This is a genomic window from Marinobacter sp. UBA2498, from assembly GCF_002341575.1.
Lineage (GTDB): Bacteria > Pseudomonadota > Gammaproteobacteria > Pseudomonadales > Oleiphilaceae > Marinobacter > Marinobacter manganoxydans.
Map to the genome: position 1 here is coordinate 1 of NZ_DDOI01000141.1, position 16590 is coordinate 16590.

At 54.6% G+C, this 16590-nt stretch carries 14 protein-coding genes; 5 read left to right on the forward strand and 9 right to left on the reverse strand.

The window, feature by feature from the left end; all coding sequences use genetic code 11:
* A partial coding sequence (locus tag B2W52_RS19490; RefSeq protein WP_286803939.1) for a hypothetical protein occupies positions 1 to 1018 on the reverse strand: 1018 nt, incomplete at its 3' end.
* Positions 1019 to 1129: 111 nt separating this feature from the next.
* Between B2W52_RS19490 and B2W52_RS19495 the strand changes: the two genes are divergently transcribed.
* Positions 1130 to 2083 (forward strand): UDP-glucuronic acid decarboxylase family protein, encoded by a 954-nt coding sequence (locus tag B2W52_RS19495; protein WP_273069759.1) that lies wholly within the window; start codon positions 1130 to 1132, stop codon positions 2081 to 2083.
* A gap of 39 nt (positions 2084 to 2122) precedes the next feature.
* Here the strand turns inward: B2W52_RS19495 and B2W52_RS19500 are convergent, their stop codons facing one another.
* The 6 genes from B2W52_RS19500 to B2W52_RS19525 form a co-directional block, all read right to left on the reverse strand.
* Entirely contained in the window at positions 2123 to 3049 is a 927-nt protein-coding gene (locus tag B2W52_RS19500) for a glycosyltransferase family 2 protein (protein ID WP_273069908.1), read from the reverse strand.
* Positions 3050 to 3081: 32 nt separating this feature from the next.
* Positions 3082 to 3984, reverse strand: coding sequence for a glycosyltransferase family 2 protein (locus B2W52_RS19505; protein ID WP_273069761.1), 903 nt, complete (start codon positions 3982 to 3984; stop codon positions 3082 to 3084).
* Complete coding sequence (locus B2W52_RS19510; RefSeq protein ID WP_273069762.1) at positions 3981 to 5243, reverse strand: glycosyltransferase family 4 protein; 1263 nt, start codon at positions 5241 to 5243, stop codon at positions 3981 to 3983. The genes B2W52_RS19505 and B2W52_RS19510 overlap by 4 nt, the downstream gene beginning before the upstream one ends.
* 88 nt (positions 5244 to 5331) lie before the next feature.
* A complete protein-coding gene (locus B2W52_RS19515; RefSeq protein ID WP_273069764.1) occupies positions 5332 to 6954 on the reverse strand; it encodes a hypothetical protein in 1623 nt (540 codons plus the stop codon).
* Between the two features lie 40 nt (positions 6955 to 6994).
* Positions 6995 to 8002, reverse strand: a complete 1008-nt coding sequence (locus B2W52_RS19520) for a methyltransferase domain-containing protein (RefSeq protein ID WP_273069767.1) — start codon at positions 8000 to 8002, stop codon at positions 6995 to 6997.
* Between the two features lie 107 nt (positions 8003 to 8109).
* Positions 8110 to 9573 (reverse strand): oligosaccharide flippase family protein, encoded by a 1464-nt coding sequence (locus B2W52_RS19525; RefSeq protein WP_273069769.1) that lies wholly within the window; start codon positions 9571 to 9573, stop codon positions 8110 to 8112.
* A 396-nt stretch (positions 9574 to 9969) separates the two neighbouring features.
* On the opposite strand from B2W52_RS19525, the gene B2W52_RS19530 reads away from it, so the two are divergent.
* The 3 genes from B2W52_RS19530 to B2W52_RS19540 are packed head-to-tail and all read left to right on the forward strand — an operon-like array spanning position 9970 to position 13152.
* A complete protein-coding gene (locus B2W52_RS19530) occupies positions 9970 to 10917 on the forward strand; it encodes a class I SAM-dependent methyltransferase (RefSeq protein ID WP_273069771.1) in 948 nt (315 codons plus the stop codon).
* A 52-nt stretch (positions 10918 to 10969) separates the two neighbouring features.
* The gene (locus tag B2W52_RS19535; RefSeq protein ID WP_273069773.1) at positions 10970 to 12793 is read left to right on the forward strand and encodes an NAD(P)/FAD-dependent oxidoreductase; all 1824 of its coding nucleotides are present in this window, start codon (positions 10970 to 10972) and stop codon (positions 12791 to 12793) included.
* A gap of 29 nt (positions 12794 to 12822) precedes the next feature.
* A complete protein-coding gene (locus tag B2W52_RS19540; protein ID WP_273069775.1) occupies positions 12823 to 13152 on the forward strand; it encodes a hypothetical protein in 330 nt (109 codons plus the stop codon).
* Positions 13153 to 13184: 32 nt separating this feature from the next.
* Here B2W52_RS19540 and B2W52_RS19545 read toward each other — a convergent pair whose 3' ends face one another.
* Positions 13185 to 13853: a ferric reductase-like transmembrane domain-containing protein gene (locus tag B2W52_RS19545; RefSeq protein WP_273069777.1), complete on the reverse strand. Its 669-nt coding sequence runs from the start codon at positions 13851 to 13853 to the stop codon at positions 13185 to 13187.
* A gap of 119 nt (positions 13854 to 13972) precedes the next feature.
* On the opposite strand from B2W52_RS19545, the gene B2W52_RS19550 reads away from it, so the two are divergent.
* Entirely contained in the window at positions 13973 to 15577 is a 1605-nt protein-coding gene (locus B2W52_RS19550) for a glycoside hydrolase (RefSeq protein ID WP_273069779.1), read from the forward strand.
* Here the strand turns inward: B2W52_RS19550 and B2W52_RS19555 are convergent.
* Positions 15564 to 16590, reverse strand: a 1027-nt coding sequence (locus B2W52_RS19555) for a PQQ-dependent sugar dehydrogenase (RefSeq protein WP_286803940.1), incomplete at its 5' end; no start/stop codon positions are given. The two genes, B2W52_RS19550 and B2W52_RS19555, sit on opposite strands and share 14 nt — an antisense overlap.

The following is a 16590-nucleotide window of genomic DNA, read 5'->3' on the forward strand; positions in this document are numbered from 1 at the left end:
CGCCGGTTTCGCTGTCGTCAAATTGTCCCTCCGCAGTCAGGCAGGGCGCGGAGTCATAAAGCGTCGTCCAGGCGTTCGCAGCTCGTGGAAAGGATTCCGCATCCCAATCCAGTGTAAGAACCGACACCCGCATTGTGTAGCAACGCTCTGTCGAGGACCATGCCTGATGCGCTGCAAACAGCCGCGTGGGTCTGGCGCCGGGCGCGAATATCACATCGGTCAGCCGCAGTCGTGGCGCACTTGCGGGATCGTCAAAGTCTGCTAAGTAGGCGGCGCGGTCGGCAGGTGCAGGCAAGTCGAGCTGAAGTGCCGTTCGCCCGCTCAGACCTTCAGTCCCTGCAAACCACTGAAAGCTCCCGTCGCCACCAGCCAGCAACAGCCCATCCGGCAACACCGCCAATGCGCCACCATCCGCCGCAGGTATTGCCACCAGCCCCTCAAAACGCCGCAACTCTAGCGGATAAAGCGCGCTCGACATGGTGGTCATTGGATCGTTGCGCGAGGTATTACGCGTTATGTCAATCAACAGTGCCGCGGTGCCTGCCAGCGCCGAAACCGCGAGCACGGTCAGCCGCCCGCGCCACCCTAAATAGGGGGCCAGGGCCGCAAGCGCCGCCAGAACAAGACTTGCGAACAGCACCGGCACTGCGGAAGCAAGCCCAAGTTTGCGAAGACCCATATACCCTGCGGCCATCGCCAGCAGAGTCATGGCCACCCAAAGACCAAGCAACAGGTTCGGTCGGGGCGTTGCGGCGATGATCACCAAAGATAACGCAAGATAAAAGCCGATGACATAGCCCACCGGAAGCCATAAATCGGACGGAGCCCGACCAACCCCAAGCGCAACCGCCACCAGTACGCTAAGTGCAATCGTCACTACGCCATGCCAACTTCCCCACCTCAACACTTCAAATAGGGTGCCCGAAGGACGCAGTTTGGTGCCACCAATTTGAACCAAATCGATAATCCTATCTCTACGGGCATTTCCCATTTGAAGGTAAGCGCCGGTTTCACTCACCCACAGAGTAATTCCACGGCATTAGTTCGTCCAGCCTGTCGGACTTAAGGCTGATCTACTGTGCCGGTGGGAAAGCGAGCGCAACAAGATTCAAACAAGTGGGCGGGTAGCATGAAAAACAGGATCGTAGTAACGGGTGGCGCAGGGTTTCTCGGTAGCCATCTTTGTGAGCGCCTTCTGGCTGAAGGCCATGAAGTTATCTGCGTTGACAACTTCTTCACCGGGCAAAAGCGCAATATTATCCATTTGCTGGATAACCCCTATTTTGAGGTTATCCGCCATGACATCTGCTTTCCGCTCTACCTGGAGGCCGATGAAATCTATAACCTGGCTTGCCCCGCCAGCCCGGTTCATTACCAACGGGACCCAACCCAGACCACCAAGGTTAATGTCAACGGCAGCACCAATATGCTTGGCCTGGCCAAGCGCATTGGCGCCAGAATATTGCAGGCGTCCACAAGCGAAGTCTATGGCGACCCCACGGTTCATCCGCAAACGGAAGACTATTGGGGCAACGTTAACCCGATAGGTCCACGTTCGTGCTATGACGAAGGCAAACGCTGCGCTGAAACGCTATTCATGGATTACCGGAAAGAGCATCAGCTGAGCATTAAGATTGTTCGTATCTTCAATACTTACGGTCCCCGTATGCACCCCCACGACGGGCGCGTTGTTTCGAATTTTATTATGCAGGCTCTGAAGAATAACCCGATCACCATCTACGGTGACGGCAGTCAGACGCGATCATTCTGCTACTGCGATGATTTGATTGATGGCTTTGTCAGGATGATGCGAACACCGGATGAAATCATTGGCCCGACCAACCTGGGCAATCCGAATGAGTTTACGATCAAACAGTTGGCGGAACATGTCATTGATCTTACCGGCTCAGGGTCGCGCATCAACTACCTGCCGCTGCCTCAGGACGACCCCAGGCAACGCTGTCCGGATATCACCAAAGCCAGAACCGAACTGGGTTGGCAACCAACGATTGAATTAAAGGAAGGGCTGACAAAAACAATCGCCTATTTCGAAGAGCTTTTGGCCGAAAACCCCGATCTGTAATGCACCGCGGCACGAAATTATTGCCCGAATCCCGTGCCGCTATTCGATCTCTTGCAGGGCATCCCGTGGCCCGAACAGGTAGCCCCAGGCCTCCCCGACACCCCAGACAAGATAAAACAACATTAAATAGGGCGCGGCCCTGGCCAGGTGAGCGCGCACGCTGACTTTATGGCGCGCGTTCTGGAAAAACCGGAACGTTAACAGCGGCGGCAGGACGACCGATGCCAGAGCGTAGGTCAGTCGCTTCGCTTTCTGCCCGGAGGCGAAGCGTATTCCCGCATAGTACCTTGAATAAACAAACCGCTGCCTCAGGAACAGGCGGAGACTGAATTTTTTGCAGTGAAAAATCCGCACCCTGTCGTCGGCAACAAGAATATGCCCGCGCTTGTGCAACAAGGGGTGCAGGGTGGTTTCCCAGAATCCCGATGTCAGTATCTGCTCGTCCACCTCCTCGAAAATCCCGCGCCGGTAGGCGACATTCATGCCGGCAAGGTTTGGGGTGGGCCCGCTCTTGATCGGGGGAGACATGGGCGCGTATTCACACAGGAAGGTGGCCCAGTCGAGAGCTGTGTCCGTTACGCCATTAACCACACTGCCGCCAATGGCGGAAGCCTCGGGGTGTTCGGCAAATGCCCGGGCAAACTGTTTTAACCAGTCCCGGGGCGGCACGCAGTGATCTTCGGTCACCAGCACGAAATCTCCCGCTGCCTGCCTGGTCGCCAGCGTGCGCATGGTGGGAAGGTCCGTTGTCGATGGACATTCGATGATCGTCACGTCCGGATACTCGCTGTGAATCCGCTGTGAAACATGATCGCTGATTCGATCAGCAAGCAGCACTTCCAGAGGTGGATCTTCATCCTGATTGTAAAGGGACTCAAGCGTTTCCAGTATTCGTTCGTCATCTTCCGTGCTCACCCGGCCGATGACGACGGAATAGGTAACGTCCCTGTCCTTTTCGTTTTGCATGTGACTCAATGTAGAACCTCTCCCTGTTATCTCTAATCCAGAAACACCCCGTCGTCCGGGGCACCAGCGATATAACCGGCACACTCTCCCATGGACCAGGCACACTCGGAGGCCAGAATGGGAACGGAAAACCGCACCACATTCCCTGACAGCGCTGGCGCCCGACTTGACGCCCGCAGTATACGACTATATCGGAGCAGGGGGAGTATGACTATTCCAGCCGCGTAGAGGAGGCGGCGATAACCCAGTATTTTGGCATGACTTGCGCCATAGAGGCGACCGTGATGGTAGCGCCTGCGCAGGTAATAACTCCATGAGAACTGCTTTCGATAGGTTACGGCCATGTCGTTGCATGCTGCGGGTGTGATGCCCAGCTTATCCCGTACCTGGCGCAGGAAAAAGGTTTTCTGGAAACCCGGGCCCACGAGGGGGATCTCCCGGAGCAACTCACGCCGGAACGCGATATTGTTGCCCGGGTATTCCGGCAATGCAGGATCGAGGGGCTGCCGGAATTGGGCGTATTCGATCAGATAACCGATAGCGCGGGAATCCTTGCCAGGCCAGCCGTTGTTGACCGGGCCATAAAACACCGGCGCCTGGTTCCGCATCATCTGGCGTACTGCAGGAAGCCATCCTTCCGTGGGCGGGCAGGAGGCATCCAAAAGAGCGATATAGCGGCTTTCTGTCTGTTGGATGATAGTCGCATACTGTTCAAAGAAAGGCGTACTGCCGGAAACTCTGAACAGCGACAGGTTGTCGTCCGGGCTACCCATGGCCTGCTCGCCTGCCAGTGCAATACATACCCTGATGTCGGGCTGGTTCAGCAATCCGGCACTCGCCAGGCTTTCAAGAAGGCCGGCATGATCGCCCTGTGTACTGCTGGAAGCGATGGCAATCATGAGCAGTGGTTCGGAAGCACCTGGCTGGTCTTTCATCGGTCATGACCCTGAAGTGTCCTGGAGTGCTGCTCGTTTGCTGTCCCAGGGCGTCTCCGCAACTCGTCAATCACGGCCAGATAATCATCCAGGTACCGCTGACGGGTGTAGAGTTTCCGGCATCCGTTCCGGGCCAGCTCTGACAATCGCTGACGCAAACCGGGCTCGCGGACGATCCGGTGCAGCAAGGCAGGAAGCTCACTGTCCTGCCGGTAAACAAAACCGGCTCTGGTTGTTTCTATGATTTCCGCGCAGCCACCGGCATCCCTGACAATCGCCGGCGTGCCACAGGCCATGGCCTCAACCGCCGTCAGGCCGAAGGTCTCGGGCGCAAGTGACGGAAACAGCAGTGCCGTGGCATTGCTGTAGAGCCGGACCAGGGACGTTTCATCAAGCCTGCCGGCAAAATGGATATTCGGATACCGGGCGAAACGCGCCTTTAAACGCGGCAGGGCATCGCCTTCACCGGCAAGTGTCAGATGGTAATCCTCCAGTGCCGTGAAGGTTTCAAGCAAGGATTCCACGCCCTTGGATGCGGTGATGCGACCGCTGTAGACAAAGCGGGGAGGCTCCTGGCTGCTCCATGCGCCAATCATTTCCTTTGATGGTTCCAGGCGTGAGTACAGCGGGATAATGCGAATCGGTACGCCGGGATAGAGTTGCCGGTGCTGCTCCGCAGTGAATTGACTGGGTGCAATCAGACAGTCAATCTTTTCAAGATGGCGTTTCGTCAGGCCTGTGTATCGCCAGATCTGGGGCGGTATGCCAGAGCGTAAGCAGCATTGCAGGCATTGACGGGAGTCACAGCGCCTGACGCCATTTTTCCAGAATATATGGGTAGCGCACACCAGCCAGTGTTCATGCAGGGTGTAGAGCTTTACCGGGGCCTTACCCAGCGAGAGTATGGCAGGCCCGCCAATCAGCGAAATATTGTGATAATTGATAACATCGAAATCGTCCTTGAGCAGTCCCGCAAGGGCGCCGGTTTTCAGGGCAGGGTGCCCGAGTTGCTGGGTCAGCAATGGAGAGAGCGGGCCCATGGAGCTTTTCAGCCGGCATACGTCTACGCCCTGATCGTCGTATCGCCGGGGGAGCCCCGGGTCGCCCGGATTCGCGCCGAGCCGGTACGCATCCTCGCAATGGATAACGCGCACGTAGTGCCCGAGCCTGGCCAGCGAGAGCGCCAGTTCCCGGACAAATATGCCGTCCCCGCCAAAGTTGTAGGGCGGGTAGAAGGTGGTCACCATACAGAGTCGCACAATTATCCCCGCATCTGGTGAACGCTGGACGGTTGGGCCCGGCTGGCTTCGCTGCCCTCAGGGCCGGTATGTATGCCAGGCAGATGAATCATTGCAGCTCCGGGCAGAATCGTTTGCCGTAACGGTAAACAACAAAATAGTCGTTCCTGAAAACCGGTCTGAAACAGTTGCTCGGGCGCTCTGACTGGGTAAGTGGGAGCATCCACTCAGCGAGATTCATGTCAACGTAATAGTCAGCTTCCACGGCCTCGAAGAAGAGGTTCATGGACTCAGGGCTGCTGTATCTCTTCGATGGCCATGTCGCGCTGTCACGGCCGGTCATCAATGCCATAATCCTGGGCTTGATGAAAACAATGGTATCGTCCTGCCTGGTCTCTTCCCTGATAAACCGGAACATGGCTTCCGCATCCGGATGGGTAATACCCAGCTCCAGCTGCGGATGCTCCATGGTGGCCATGACCGGTAAACTGATAGCCGCCAGAAGCAGGAAATACCCTCCGGCCACAAGGTATTTCAGCCTCGGCAGGCGAGGAAAAATCGTCTCCTGGCAAACAAGAAATCCGTAGTACAGGAAAAAAGGGAATATGGGGATCAGGTAGCGTATGGTCGGAGCGGCACCGAAAAGCAACAGTACCGCGATATACCCGGCAAGAAAAATTTCCAGCACCGTTATTCCCCGGCGCAGTGCCAGAATATAGCCACCAATAGCGAACAGGCTGAACAGGTTGAACAGCAGCTCATTCAATGTGTTGATGAAGGCGCTGGAGGAGGGTGGCCAGAACCCCTGTAATGCCCACCGATAACCGATAATCCGCTCCAGGATATTGCGTGGATCAAGATCCACAAAGCTCAGGTGATTCAGCCCAGCAGCCGAGGAGTATTTGTCAGTCAGGTGTTTCAGGTTCTCGTCAAAATGCCCGGGGACAAAAGAGGCTGAAAACCAGAGGCTCTGCAACCAGGCCAATAGTGCGAAAATCCCCAGGGCGACGATGCTCAGCAGCGAGATCCGCCGCCTGCACACAATGTCGTACGTCAGCAGTGTCAGTGGCAGGACAATACCGATTTCACGGGCGCCAAATGCCAGGTACATGGAGAGACCAATCAGGGCGCCCGCCGTTATTTGTCTGCCGGGCGTCCGAAGCCTGCCCTGGTCGCCGGCGAGGAAAAGCAGCATCAGGAAAAGCGAGAGATAACAGAACACCATGAAGGTGAAATCGGCACGGATAAGGTTGGTGAAACCCCAGATGTAGGGGTTCAGGCCAACAACAAGCACAAGGAAAAAAACAAAGCGTCGCTCAAGGCGGCGCTCAAATACCCTGGCTGCCAGCCATAACGACAAGCCGAAGGAGAGAACGCCAACCCATTTCAGCGCCTCCAGGTCGAGGCCGTACAAGGCATACACCGGAGCAAGCAGTAACGGGAAAACAGGGGGGTAACCGTAGGGCCCGACGAATTTTGAAACCGGGTTCAACAGGTAACCGGTATCGAGATAATGCCTGCCCTCCACCAGGTTTTGGGCGTGAAGAATATAGAGGCTGAAATCGCCGCTCCAGTTCTGCCCTTTCACCAACGTGACAAGGTAAAAAACCGCAAGGGCCAGAATGGCCAGCGGAACAGCTGCGGGATGGTCTATCCATTGCGCGATGGCAGGCTGCCATGGGCGATTCGCGAGATATGGATTTGAGCAATGCCGTCGCAGTCGTGGTGTCATTCTGGTGTCGTCCTTGATTGACTGGCAGTCAGGGTGTCTTTCAATTTTTGATGTTGCCCCATACACGGTAATAGGCACCGAAAAACGGCAGGAACAGTTTCGTCAGTGGTATCCCAACCAACCAATTGTAGATAAGCGCCAGTCTTTTCCTGGGGCTGGTGAAGCCCGAAAGCTCATGCTCCGGAATAGCCGGAAACACGACTCTGGCGTCGAAACCCCTTGCCCCGGAAAACAGCCTTTTCGTTTCCCAGACACTCAGCAGACGGGTAAATGTATAGGGCTGGTTCCTGACAAGTTTCACGTAACGGGCCTGTAGCGGCCGGGGCAAATAGCCAACCCCCCAGACATTCACATGCGGCTCTGGCGAGAGACTGAAACGATTCGGGGTCGACAGCGCGAAAAATCCGCCCGGCTTCAGCACGCGCCTGAGATCGCTCACATACGCATCCTGATCACCAACATGTTCGATGACATCCAGCGAAACAATGGCAGCGACCGAATTGTCGGCCAGCGGCAATCGTTCTGCAAAACCGGCGGCCAGTCTGGGGCTGCCGCCGTAGTGCTCAGCCAGATGCCGGGCGATCACCAGCCATTCCATGGAAACATCAATCCCTGTTATCTCATGCCCCAGGCTGGCTGCCGCGGCCATCATTTGACCGGGGCCACATCCGATTTCCAGGATGACGCCATCGGCTTCAAGGGCGGGCCGTAACCAGTCCGAGCATTGGGATTGACATTTTCCAACACCGGCGAGTACCTGGCGAGTACGGTAACCGGCTTTTCGTTCATCCATGCCGCGGCTGGAGCGAAAAATATGGTGGATGGTGGCCTCGAGCCCGTCACGTTCGACCCGGTCAGCCGCCTCCCGGGCTCTCTTGCGGTCCTCGTCCAGATCAATCCAGCAATCCAGCGCCACGCGCAGATCGGGGATGTCGTCAATGACAGGGTAGTGCGCCTGGCAGGACTCGCAACGCAGATTCGTGTCAATTACGCTCAGCGAGCCGTGGCAAGTGGGGCAGCGCCAGATCATCGTGGCTTTATCAGACATACCGGATATTCCCTATCTCGTCGAATCGTGATTAAAGAAGTCTAGTCCAAAACGACAGGTCCATAAATCGCTACAGGGACCCTCGCCCGGAAAAGGAACAGCAATCCTCATGCCCTGAACCGGCCGATCATGTCGGCAATCATCCGCTTTTGTTCATCCGGCAGCAATTTCCACAGCAGGGGAGTCAGTAATGCGATATAGAACACTCTTGCCAGAAACCCCGTAACCGAGAACTCTTCAAGGTGCAAGAATATCAACCCCGTTACAATGATACCGCTAAGGCAGGCAGCAATCCGGACCCAAAGGCTGAAAGGAATGCTTGAGTGAAATTTGGATGCCAGTCGGAATGGAATTGCCAGACCGCTCAAAAACACGCTTAGGGATAACGCGAATGCAGCGCCGGGAAGCCCGTACATCTGAACCAGAGTAGGAGTGACCAGAATAGCAACCAAATAGGATATCAATGCGCTGACCGCAAAGAACTTTACGTCATCGAGCCCCACCAATAACTGTCTGTAGACATTGACTATGACATGCATGCTTTGCCAGAAAATGAATAGATAAACGTAGTCAGATGCGGGTCTGAATTCGGAGGAATACAAAATCGTTAAGGCAAATTTGGGGAAAAGCAGAAAGGGAAGGGACAGTATGAACGTGATAACAACCATCAATCCCTGGAATTCATGAGCTTTTCTGAACTTTTCTTCGTTAGAGATGTTCCGGCTTAGAATCGGCGTCAGGTAAAGAAAATTGAGTGGGCTCGATATCGCCCCCAATGCCAGTGCGATTGCGAACAGAGCTTGCAGCAGTCCGGCCTGGGCCTCGCCCATGGTCGAAAAAACCTCATAGCGTACTATCAGCATTGTGATCGAGTAGGCGGATAAGGCCAGATGACCGTAAAGTGAAAAAGAAATGATTTCAGGGCTCCGCCGCAGCTCTTTTAAAATCCCCGCAGATGGATCGCGGATATCCAATGACAGTTTTTTTCTGATGTACCAGAGCGAGCCAATGGTGGTTGCCAGCCCGGTAATGGCCACGAAAATATAAATGGCTTCTATCCCGAATAGCCAGGCGGCGCTGCTCGCGGCGAATGCCAGACAGAAAGTGACAATAAAATTCAGGATTGCACTAGCCGACGTCATCTGGGCTGCAGCCAGCGTATGAACGAAAAAGATTCCCAGCATCATTGCCGGAACGTTGAGAAGTGCAATCAGAATAAACAGCTTGTACGGGGCCAGCTCGGCTCCAAAAATTGTGGGATGCCAGTAAGTGATGCCGATGACCAGACAAGTTGTCAGTAAAGAGAGCAATAATATGCCGGACAGAAAACTGGAGTAGACGGTCTGGAAGCGTCTGTTTCCCTCGCTGTGCGCTCGCGACATGAACTTCAGAGCGAAGAACGGAATACTGAACCCTGCCACCTGCACGACCGTAACCGCGACCTGGTCAACGGTCGCAATGATCCCGAAACCTGCGGGGCCAAGCACCATGGACAGGATTTTGGCCCGGATCATCCCCGTCAGAATAATAAAAACCTGTATGACTCCCACGGAGATGAGGACCCTGGACATTCGGAACCGGCCTGTATCAAGGTTGGTGAAATCGACGGAAAACCAGTCTGCTCGCCATCATAGGCTCGTGCAGACCTTTTCCAGAATCCGGTTCTGGATCGGGTGAGTCAAGTGGCCAGGCTTTGGCAGTATACCGATGCATAGCAGCTTGAGTAAGGTGATTTCATCTGGGCAGGCGTGTTTGGGCAACTGGTGGGGAATTTCTGGGGCTTTGCGGTATGTCAGTTGGGCTCCATTGAATCGTGAGGCCAATTTCATCAAAATAACGTGTATTTCTAAGTAGGAATACGTACGATAAAGCGGTAGGTGGGGTTTACTCCCACTGCTAGCGCGCGTGCGCAGGCTGCATGGTGGTTTCGGCCCCAATAGTTAACACTTCGACATGGATGACCTGCGATGACCGACTCCTACCAGGCCGTAACCTGGTCGCACGACAAGCTGTTCAAGCTTGACGACGCCGACAGCTATAATGAAGTGGTAGACCTGTTTGACAAATATACGGAGCAGGTCACTCGTCATTTACCTGTCCCTATGATGTCTATGGCTGGCGTAAAGGCCAACCAGCGAGTGCTGGATATTGGCACTGGTACTGGGGTCGTAGCGCTGGAAGTTGCCCGCAAGCTTGGTGACGAGGGCCAGGTTGTCGGTATTGATCTTTCCGATGGCATGCTGGCCACGGCAAACGAAAAGGCAGATAAGGAGGGGCTGGCCGCAAAGGCGGAATTCCTGAAAATGGATGCCGAGGCGCTTGAGTTTGATGCCAACTCGTTCGACAGTGTTCTTTCCCTTTACGCTCTGCGTCACTTTCCCAATCCCGAAAAGGCGGTTGCCGAGATGCACCGTGTCCTCAAACCTGGAGGCAAAGCGGTAATCGCGGTTGGCAGCCGCCCTGAGTTGTTGTCCAAAGATGGCATGGTTGCCGTGGTCCGAAAAATCGGAAGCGTTATCAGGCGATTTACAGGGCGGGAGCTGGCTGCCTGCCAATTCCTGGATGAGTTGGTCAACAAGCATATTCCTGAGAACGCAAATAGCGAGACGGCAGAGTGGACCGGGCACCGCCACGGATTTACCGGCTCCGTCAGAGACCTGCTGAGGGATGCAGGGTTTACCGACATCAACAGCATTTGGCGAGGACAATACTCCGCTTTCCACTCGCCCGAGGCGTTCTGGGAGTTACAAATGACTTTTTCCAGCCTTGCCCGTAAACGAATAGGGCAGGCGGAGGAACCAGCGATAGATGCGTTGAAAAAAGAATTTATATCGACTTGCGAAGCTGTTTTGGCAAGGAAGGGGAGGCTGGTTTACCAGTCAGGGGCGGCCATTATTTCAGCGGTTAAGCCCTGACGTAACCACCACGGTAGTGCAGAGAAGCAATATAATCCGGGAAGATTAAAAAATGAGCTCAACAGGTAGCAAAGTTCGCTGTGCAATCATCGGTGGTGGGCCTGCGGGCCTTACCGCCGCTCTGGAGTTATCCAGGGCAGGAGTCGAGCCAATTGTCTTCGAGATGGACCGGCAGGTCGGCGGGATATCAAGGACGGTTGATTACAAGGGCTATCGCTTCGACATTGGGGGCCACCGTTTTTTTACCAAGGTAGACAGGGTTCATAACTGGTGGATGGATATTCTTTCTGAAGAATTTCTGGTTCGACCACGCTTGTCCCGGATCTATTACCAGGGCAAGTTTTTCGATTACCCGTTAAAGCCCATGAACGCACTGCTTAACGTGGGTTTCTTTGAGTCCGTCCTGGTTGGCCTCAGTTACGTTAAAGCCCAGGCGTTCCCTTCCCGTGAAGAGAAAAACCTTGAACAGTGGGTTACCAACCGCTTTGGCAAGCGACTGTTCGAGATGTTCTTCAAGACCTACACCGAGAAGGTGTGGGGCATGAAGTGCACTGAAATTGGGGCAGATTGGGCTGCGCAACGAATCAAGAATCTGAATCTGGGCAAAGCGGCTCTTTCCATGCTCGCCCCCAAGCTTCTGACCGGCAAAAATCAGATCACGACACTGATCGAAGAATTCTATTATCCCAGGCTTGGACCTGGCCAGATGTGGGAACGGGTCACCGACATGCTGGAAGAAAGGGGGCACCCGGTGCACCTGGAGCATTGGGTGAAAACGATACATCGTGATGGAGAACGGGTCACTGGCATTACGGTTGTTGACGTCAACGGCAAAGAAGAGCGTTTCGATGCTGACCATGTCATCTCCACCATGCCGGTGAGGGAACTGCTTAATGCGATGGACCCGCCGCCGCCCGCAGCCTCTCTGGAGGCGGCCAATCGGCTCAGGTACCGCGATTTTTTGACGGTTGGGCTGGTCGTTGAATCGACGGAGCTGTTCCCTGACAACTGGATTTATATCCACTCCCCGGATGTTAAAGTTGGCCGTATACAGAATTTTGGCAACTGGAGTCCCTATATGATTCCGGACAAATCAACCAGTTGCATTGGCCTTGAATACTTTGTTCAGGAAGGCGATGAACTATGGACCGCCAGCGACGAAGAGCTCATTGAACTTGGCAAAAAGGAAACTGCCAGGCTGGGTTTGATTGACGCCGACAAGGTCATCGACGGTGTGGTCATACGCGTGCCAAAGGCTTATCCCGTCTATGACCATGGTTATAAAGAAAATATCGATAGCATTCGTGAGTACGTAGACCAGATTCCGAATCTTCACCTGATTGGTCGCAATGGCCAGCATCGTTACAACAACCAGGATCACTCGATGGTGACTGCCATGTACGCGGCAGAGAATATTCTTGGCGCTAATCACGATGTTTGGGATGTCAATGTGGAAGAGGAATATCACGAGGAGGCGGGAGCCAAGAAGAGTCACGGTGCGAGCGGTGAGCGTCTGGTTCCACAGCGAGTTCAGGATGCATCACCCATTGAGCTTTTGAATGACGTCTTTGCAAAGTATGATCCCGTCGCTCTGGGCGGAGCCATTGGCGTGATGATCGGGTTTGCAGTGTTCCTGACGACGGCGATTCTGCTTGTGCAAGGAGGCGAAAATGTTGGGGAGACACTAGCATTGTTAGGCAATTATTTTCCTGGATACGACATTAGCTGGGCTGGTTCCCTCGTAGGCTCGTTTTGGGGTGGTGCTTTCGGTTTCGTTATTGGTTTTGTCACGGCTGTGGCGATCAATGTGACGGTTTCGATTCATCTTGGGAAACTTCTTCGGCGTCTTGGAGTGCTTGAAGGATCGCTGGGCTAATTATCAGACAAGGATAGAGGTGCTGATTCATGAATAAAGAACATTTTTCGGATGACGAATGGAAAATTATCGGCCGGGCCATTGCCCGTCTGCGCGCATCGGTAATGGCGGTAACGTTTGGAATTATCGGAGGCCTCGTCCTGTTCATGGCAACGGCGTGGCTATTGATTATTGGTCCGACGGGTGGGTCTGAACACGTTGGACCAACCCTGGGTCTGCTGTCGAATTTCTTTCCTGGTTACAGTGTTACATGGTCGGGATCTGTGGTCGGGTTATTTTACGGCGCACTAAGTGGCGCTGTTGCCGGCTTTTTGCTGGCGTTCATTTATAATCTGATTGTGGCGTTCCGGACCCGTTAAGCGATAAGCACTGAATACGCAACGAACTGCCCTCAGGCAGTCTCTGAGTCCGTCAGGGACCGAGAGTCCCTGGCGCGTCGAAAACGTAGAAAACCCGATATCTGAACCGCAACGATAACTGAGGATATTGCGAGCAGTAGCATGGTGTAAGCGCCGATCCGTTTCTCAAGTAACTGATAGACCAGACCGTGAGCAGGGATAGCGAGCACTAGCACGTAGGCCAGGCGGTGCCATTTTTTCCATGAAGACGCACCCATGATGCGGATGGAGCGGTTATTGGACAGGCAAAGAAGCGCGATCATTATCAGCGCACTGATCAACCCGATATAATTGGTCAGCCCGAACGGATCGGTTCTGAAGGGAAGGACGTGCGATTCATCCGGCGGGTAGATAAAATACTGGATAAGCCTGCCCTTGAAATGGACTTGCAATCCGGTGATGGTGTGTGCAAGGGCCAGTATACCGGACCAGATACCCAGATCCCGCCTCAGAAGGCTTGACAGCGGATTGCGCCTGGAGCGTATCAGGTTCACCGGCCCGATAGACAGGGTAACAGCGAAGTAGAGAAGGCTTGTGTAAGCGGTGCCAATCGAGAGCGCCTGCATAAGTGGTTTGTCGGGTAGCAGTTGGCAAAAGGCATAAATCAGGATGAGTGCCACTGTGAATAGCAACAAATGCCTTGCCCATCTCCTGTAATCCATTGGCCCGCCTGTCATTGATGTCTGGGTTTCTAAAGTGAAATCCGGGGAGATTATACTATCCGGGCATGTGTATCAGAAGCAGAAAAAGTCTCTGTTGTGTTCACCCGGAGCTTACTGACATGTTGATAAAGCTCACAACGCAGAACAATAAAAACGAAAATCATGTCTGTTCCGAAAAATCGGTCCGCGTTAAATTTTCAGGATTCCTTCGACTGGTAACAATCGCATCCGTCCTGATTTCCGGTGCCTGCTTCGCCGCTTCTTTGGAAACCGGTTCCGGGAAGATGGATGTGCCTGTCACCGTGCGAATAGACAACGCCATCGAATACCAGGAAATAGCCGGATTTGGCGCGACAACCCTTGCCGGGATCATGCTGACGGAAAACGGGCTGCGCGACATGCTGGGCGCAACGTTAAGGCACCAGGCCATCAAGGCGGTCTACCATGACGTGGGCCTGACGCTTGGCAGCCTGGAGTTGTGGCTGGAGCCGGCCAACGACAACGACGACCCCATGCTGATCAACAAGGATGGCTTTCAGTGGGAAACATCGAACGCGATGCATGATCTGCTTGTACGTCCTGCAAGAGTCTATGGCTTCAGCAATTATTCGCTTGGCCTGAAGATAGACATGCGGCGGGAATTGCGCTGGATGGGTGAGCTGCGTGAAAGAGATTACAGTCGCTATCTTCAGGAAGCCGCCGAATACGTAGCCGCCGGTGTTGTACACTGGCAGGAAATAACCGGGGCCGCCCCCCGGTTTATTACACTGTTTAACGAACCATTGAGCGGTAACCGGGAACTGCGTGGCGGCTCGAAGCATGAAATAGTCGATATTATCAAATCCGCTGGCGAACGGTTGCGCGCGGAGGGGTTTGCACGCACGAGATTCATTGTTCCCGCTGAAGAGACCGTTGCCAAATCCATCGATACAATCGAGTCCGTCCTTGCCGATGAAGACGCGCGCTCCTATATCGGTGCGTTGGCTTATCACGCTTATCCCTATGATTCTGCTTACTCCAGTGTCCGGCGTATTTTGCAGACATCAGGGAGAGGGCTGCCGGATCACGATGAGATACGGATTCGCCAGCGGCTTTATGAACTTGCCGCCGGTTATGATATTCCGGTGTGGATGACAGAGACCTCCGAGGGTCCGGGCCGGGCCGATTATCCTTTTGGATCAGCGGAAAACCTGCGGGCACGCGCCAACCATATTCATGATGAACTGGTTTATGCCAATGCATCAGCCTATTTTGCGATGTACGACATGTGGGACAGGCAAAGCCACGATGCGCATTTCAAAGACAGAGGCATCGATTTTTTTAGTCAATCCAGTCATATCGTGCTCATCGACCAGAAAACATCTGAAATCCATATAAGCGGAATCGGGTTTGCCATTGGCCACTTTGCCCGCTGGATTACGCCAGGTTCGTTGCGGATTGATGCCGTATCAGACAATAAACTCGTCAAGGTGATAGCATTTCGCTCTGACAGGCAGAACGAGCTGGCTGTGGTAGTCGTCAATAACTCGAATTTCGAGGCCGAGATAGATTTTGCTATGGAAAATATGGCCTTGCAAGGTACTGTAAAAGGAGAATATTCGGACAGGTCAAACCGCTGGAAACAACTTCCAGCCCTCACGCCTTCAGATAACGCCAGCTTCAGGTTAACCGTCGGTCCAACAAGCGTGACCTCCTTGTCCGCAACCCTTATTAATCCGGGTTAGCCACCGTGAAATGATCGATCAGTTCTGCGCGCACTGCATCGTCCAATGGGGGCAGAACCATCGATGTCCCGGGCGCAACTGCCTGGGGGTCGCGGAGGAAAGCGTCGAGCCTCGCCTCATCCCAGACACCATCGAGTGCCGCCAGCGCCGGCGAATAACTGAAGCCGGGCACAGTGGCGATTTCGCGACCGATTAGACCGACCAGCGACGGCCCTGCGGGGACGCCAAACGCCGGCGCATGACAACCTTCGCAGTACCGGCCAAACGCTGACATTTTGGCGCCAGTGCGCAGTTCCAGCAACACGCCGCGGTCGACCCACGCAACGATGCTCCCATCTGGCAACTCCGCCAGATCGCGCAGCCGTTCACCCAGGAACATCGCTTCGGAATAGACGATCCGGCCCCCCACGGGGCGCAGCCGGTAAAGCCTGTTGGTTCGCAGAGTAGCCAAAAGCAGATCGCCCTTCCAACGCGCAAACATCGGCCCCGTCACTTCGATTATGGCCGAGGTAGCGACCGACGGCACAAAGCTAAGTGCAGGTTCGGCGAAGCCGCGATGGTTAAAGCCATCGACATCGAGAGGCCAACTGGTGGACCCGTAGTTGGTGCCGTAGGTCACCAGCGGCCAGCCGTAATTTGCGCCCTCGCGAATCAAGTTAATCTCGTCACCGCCCTGCGGCCCGTGCTCGGACGACCAGACCCGTCCGTTCTGCGCGACCACGAGCCCTTGCGGATTGCGGTGGCCGATGCTGACGATCCGTGCAGCGCCGGTGTCGGGTTCGATCCGCCAGATTTTGCCATATGCGTTATCCTCCTCTGCCTGTGCAAATGGCATTGAGCCGTCGAGTCCGCTGAATCCCGCATCGCCCAGCGTCAGCAACAACACGCCGTCTGGCGCCCATGCAAGCCGTCCGCCGGTTTCGCTGTCGTCAAATTGTCCCTCCGCAGTCAGGCAGGGCGCGGAGTCATAAAGCGTCGTCCAGGCGTTCGCAGCTCGTGGAAAGGATTCCGCA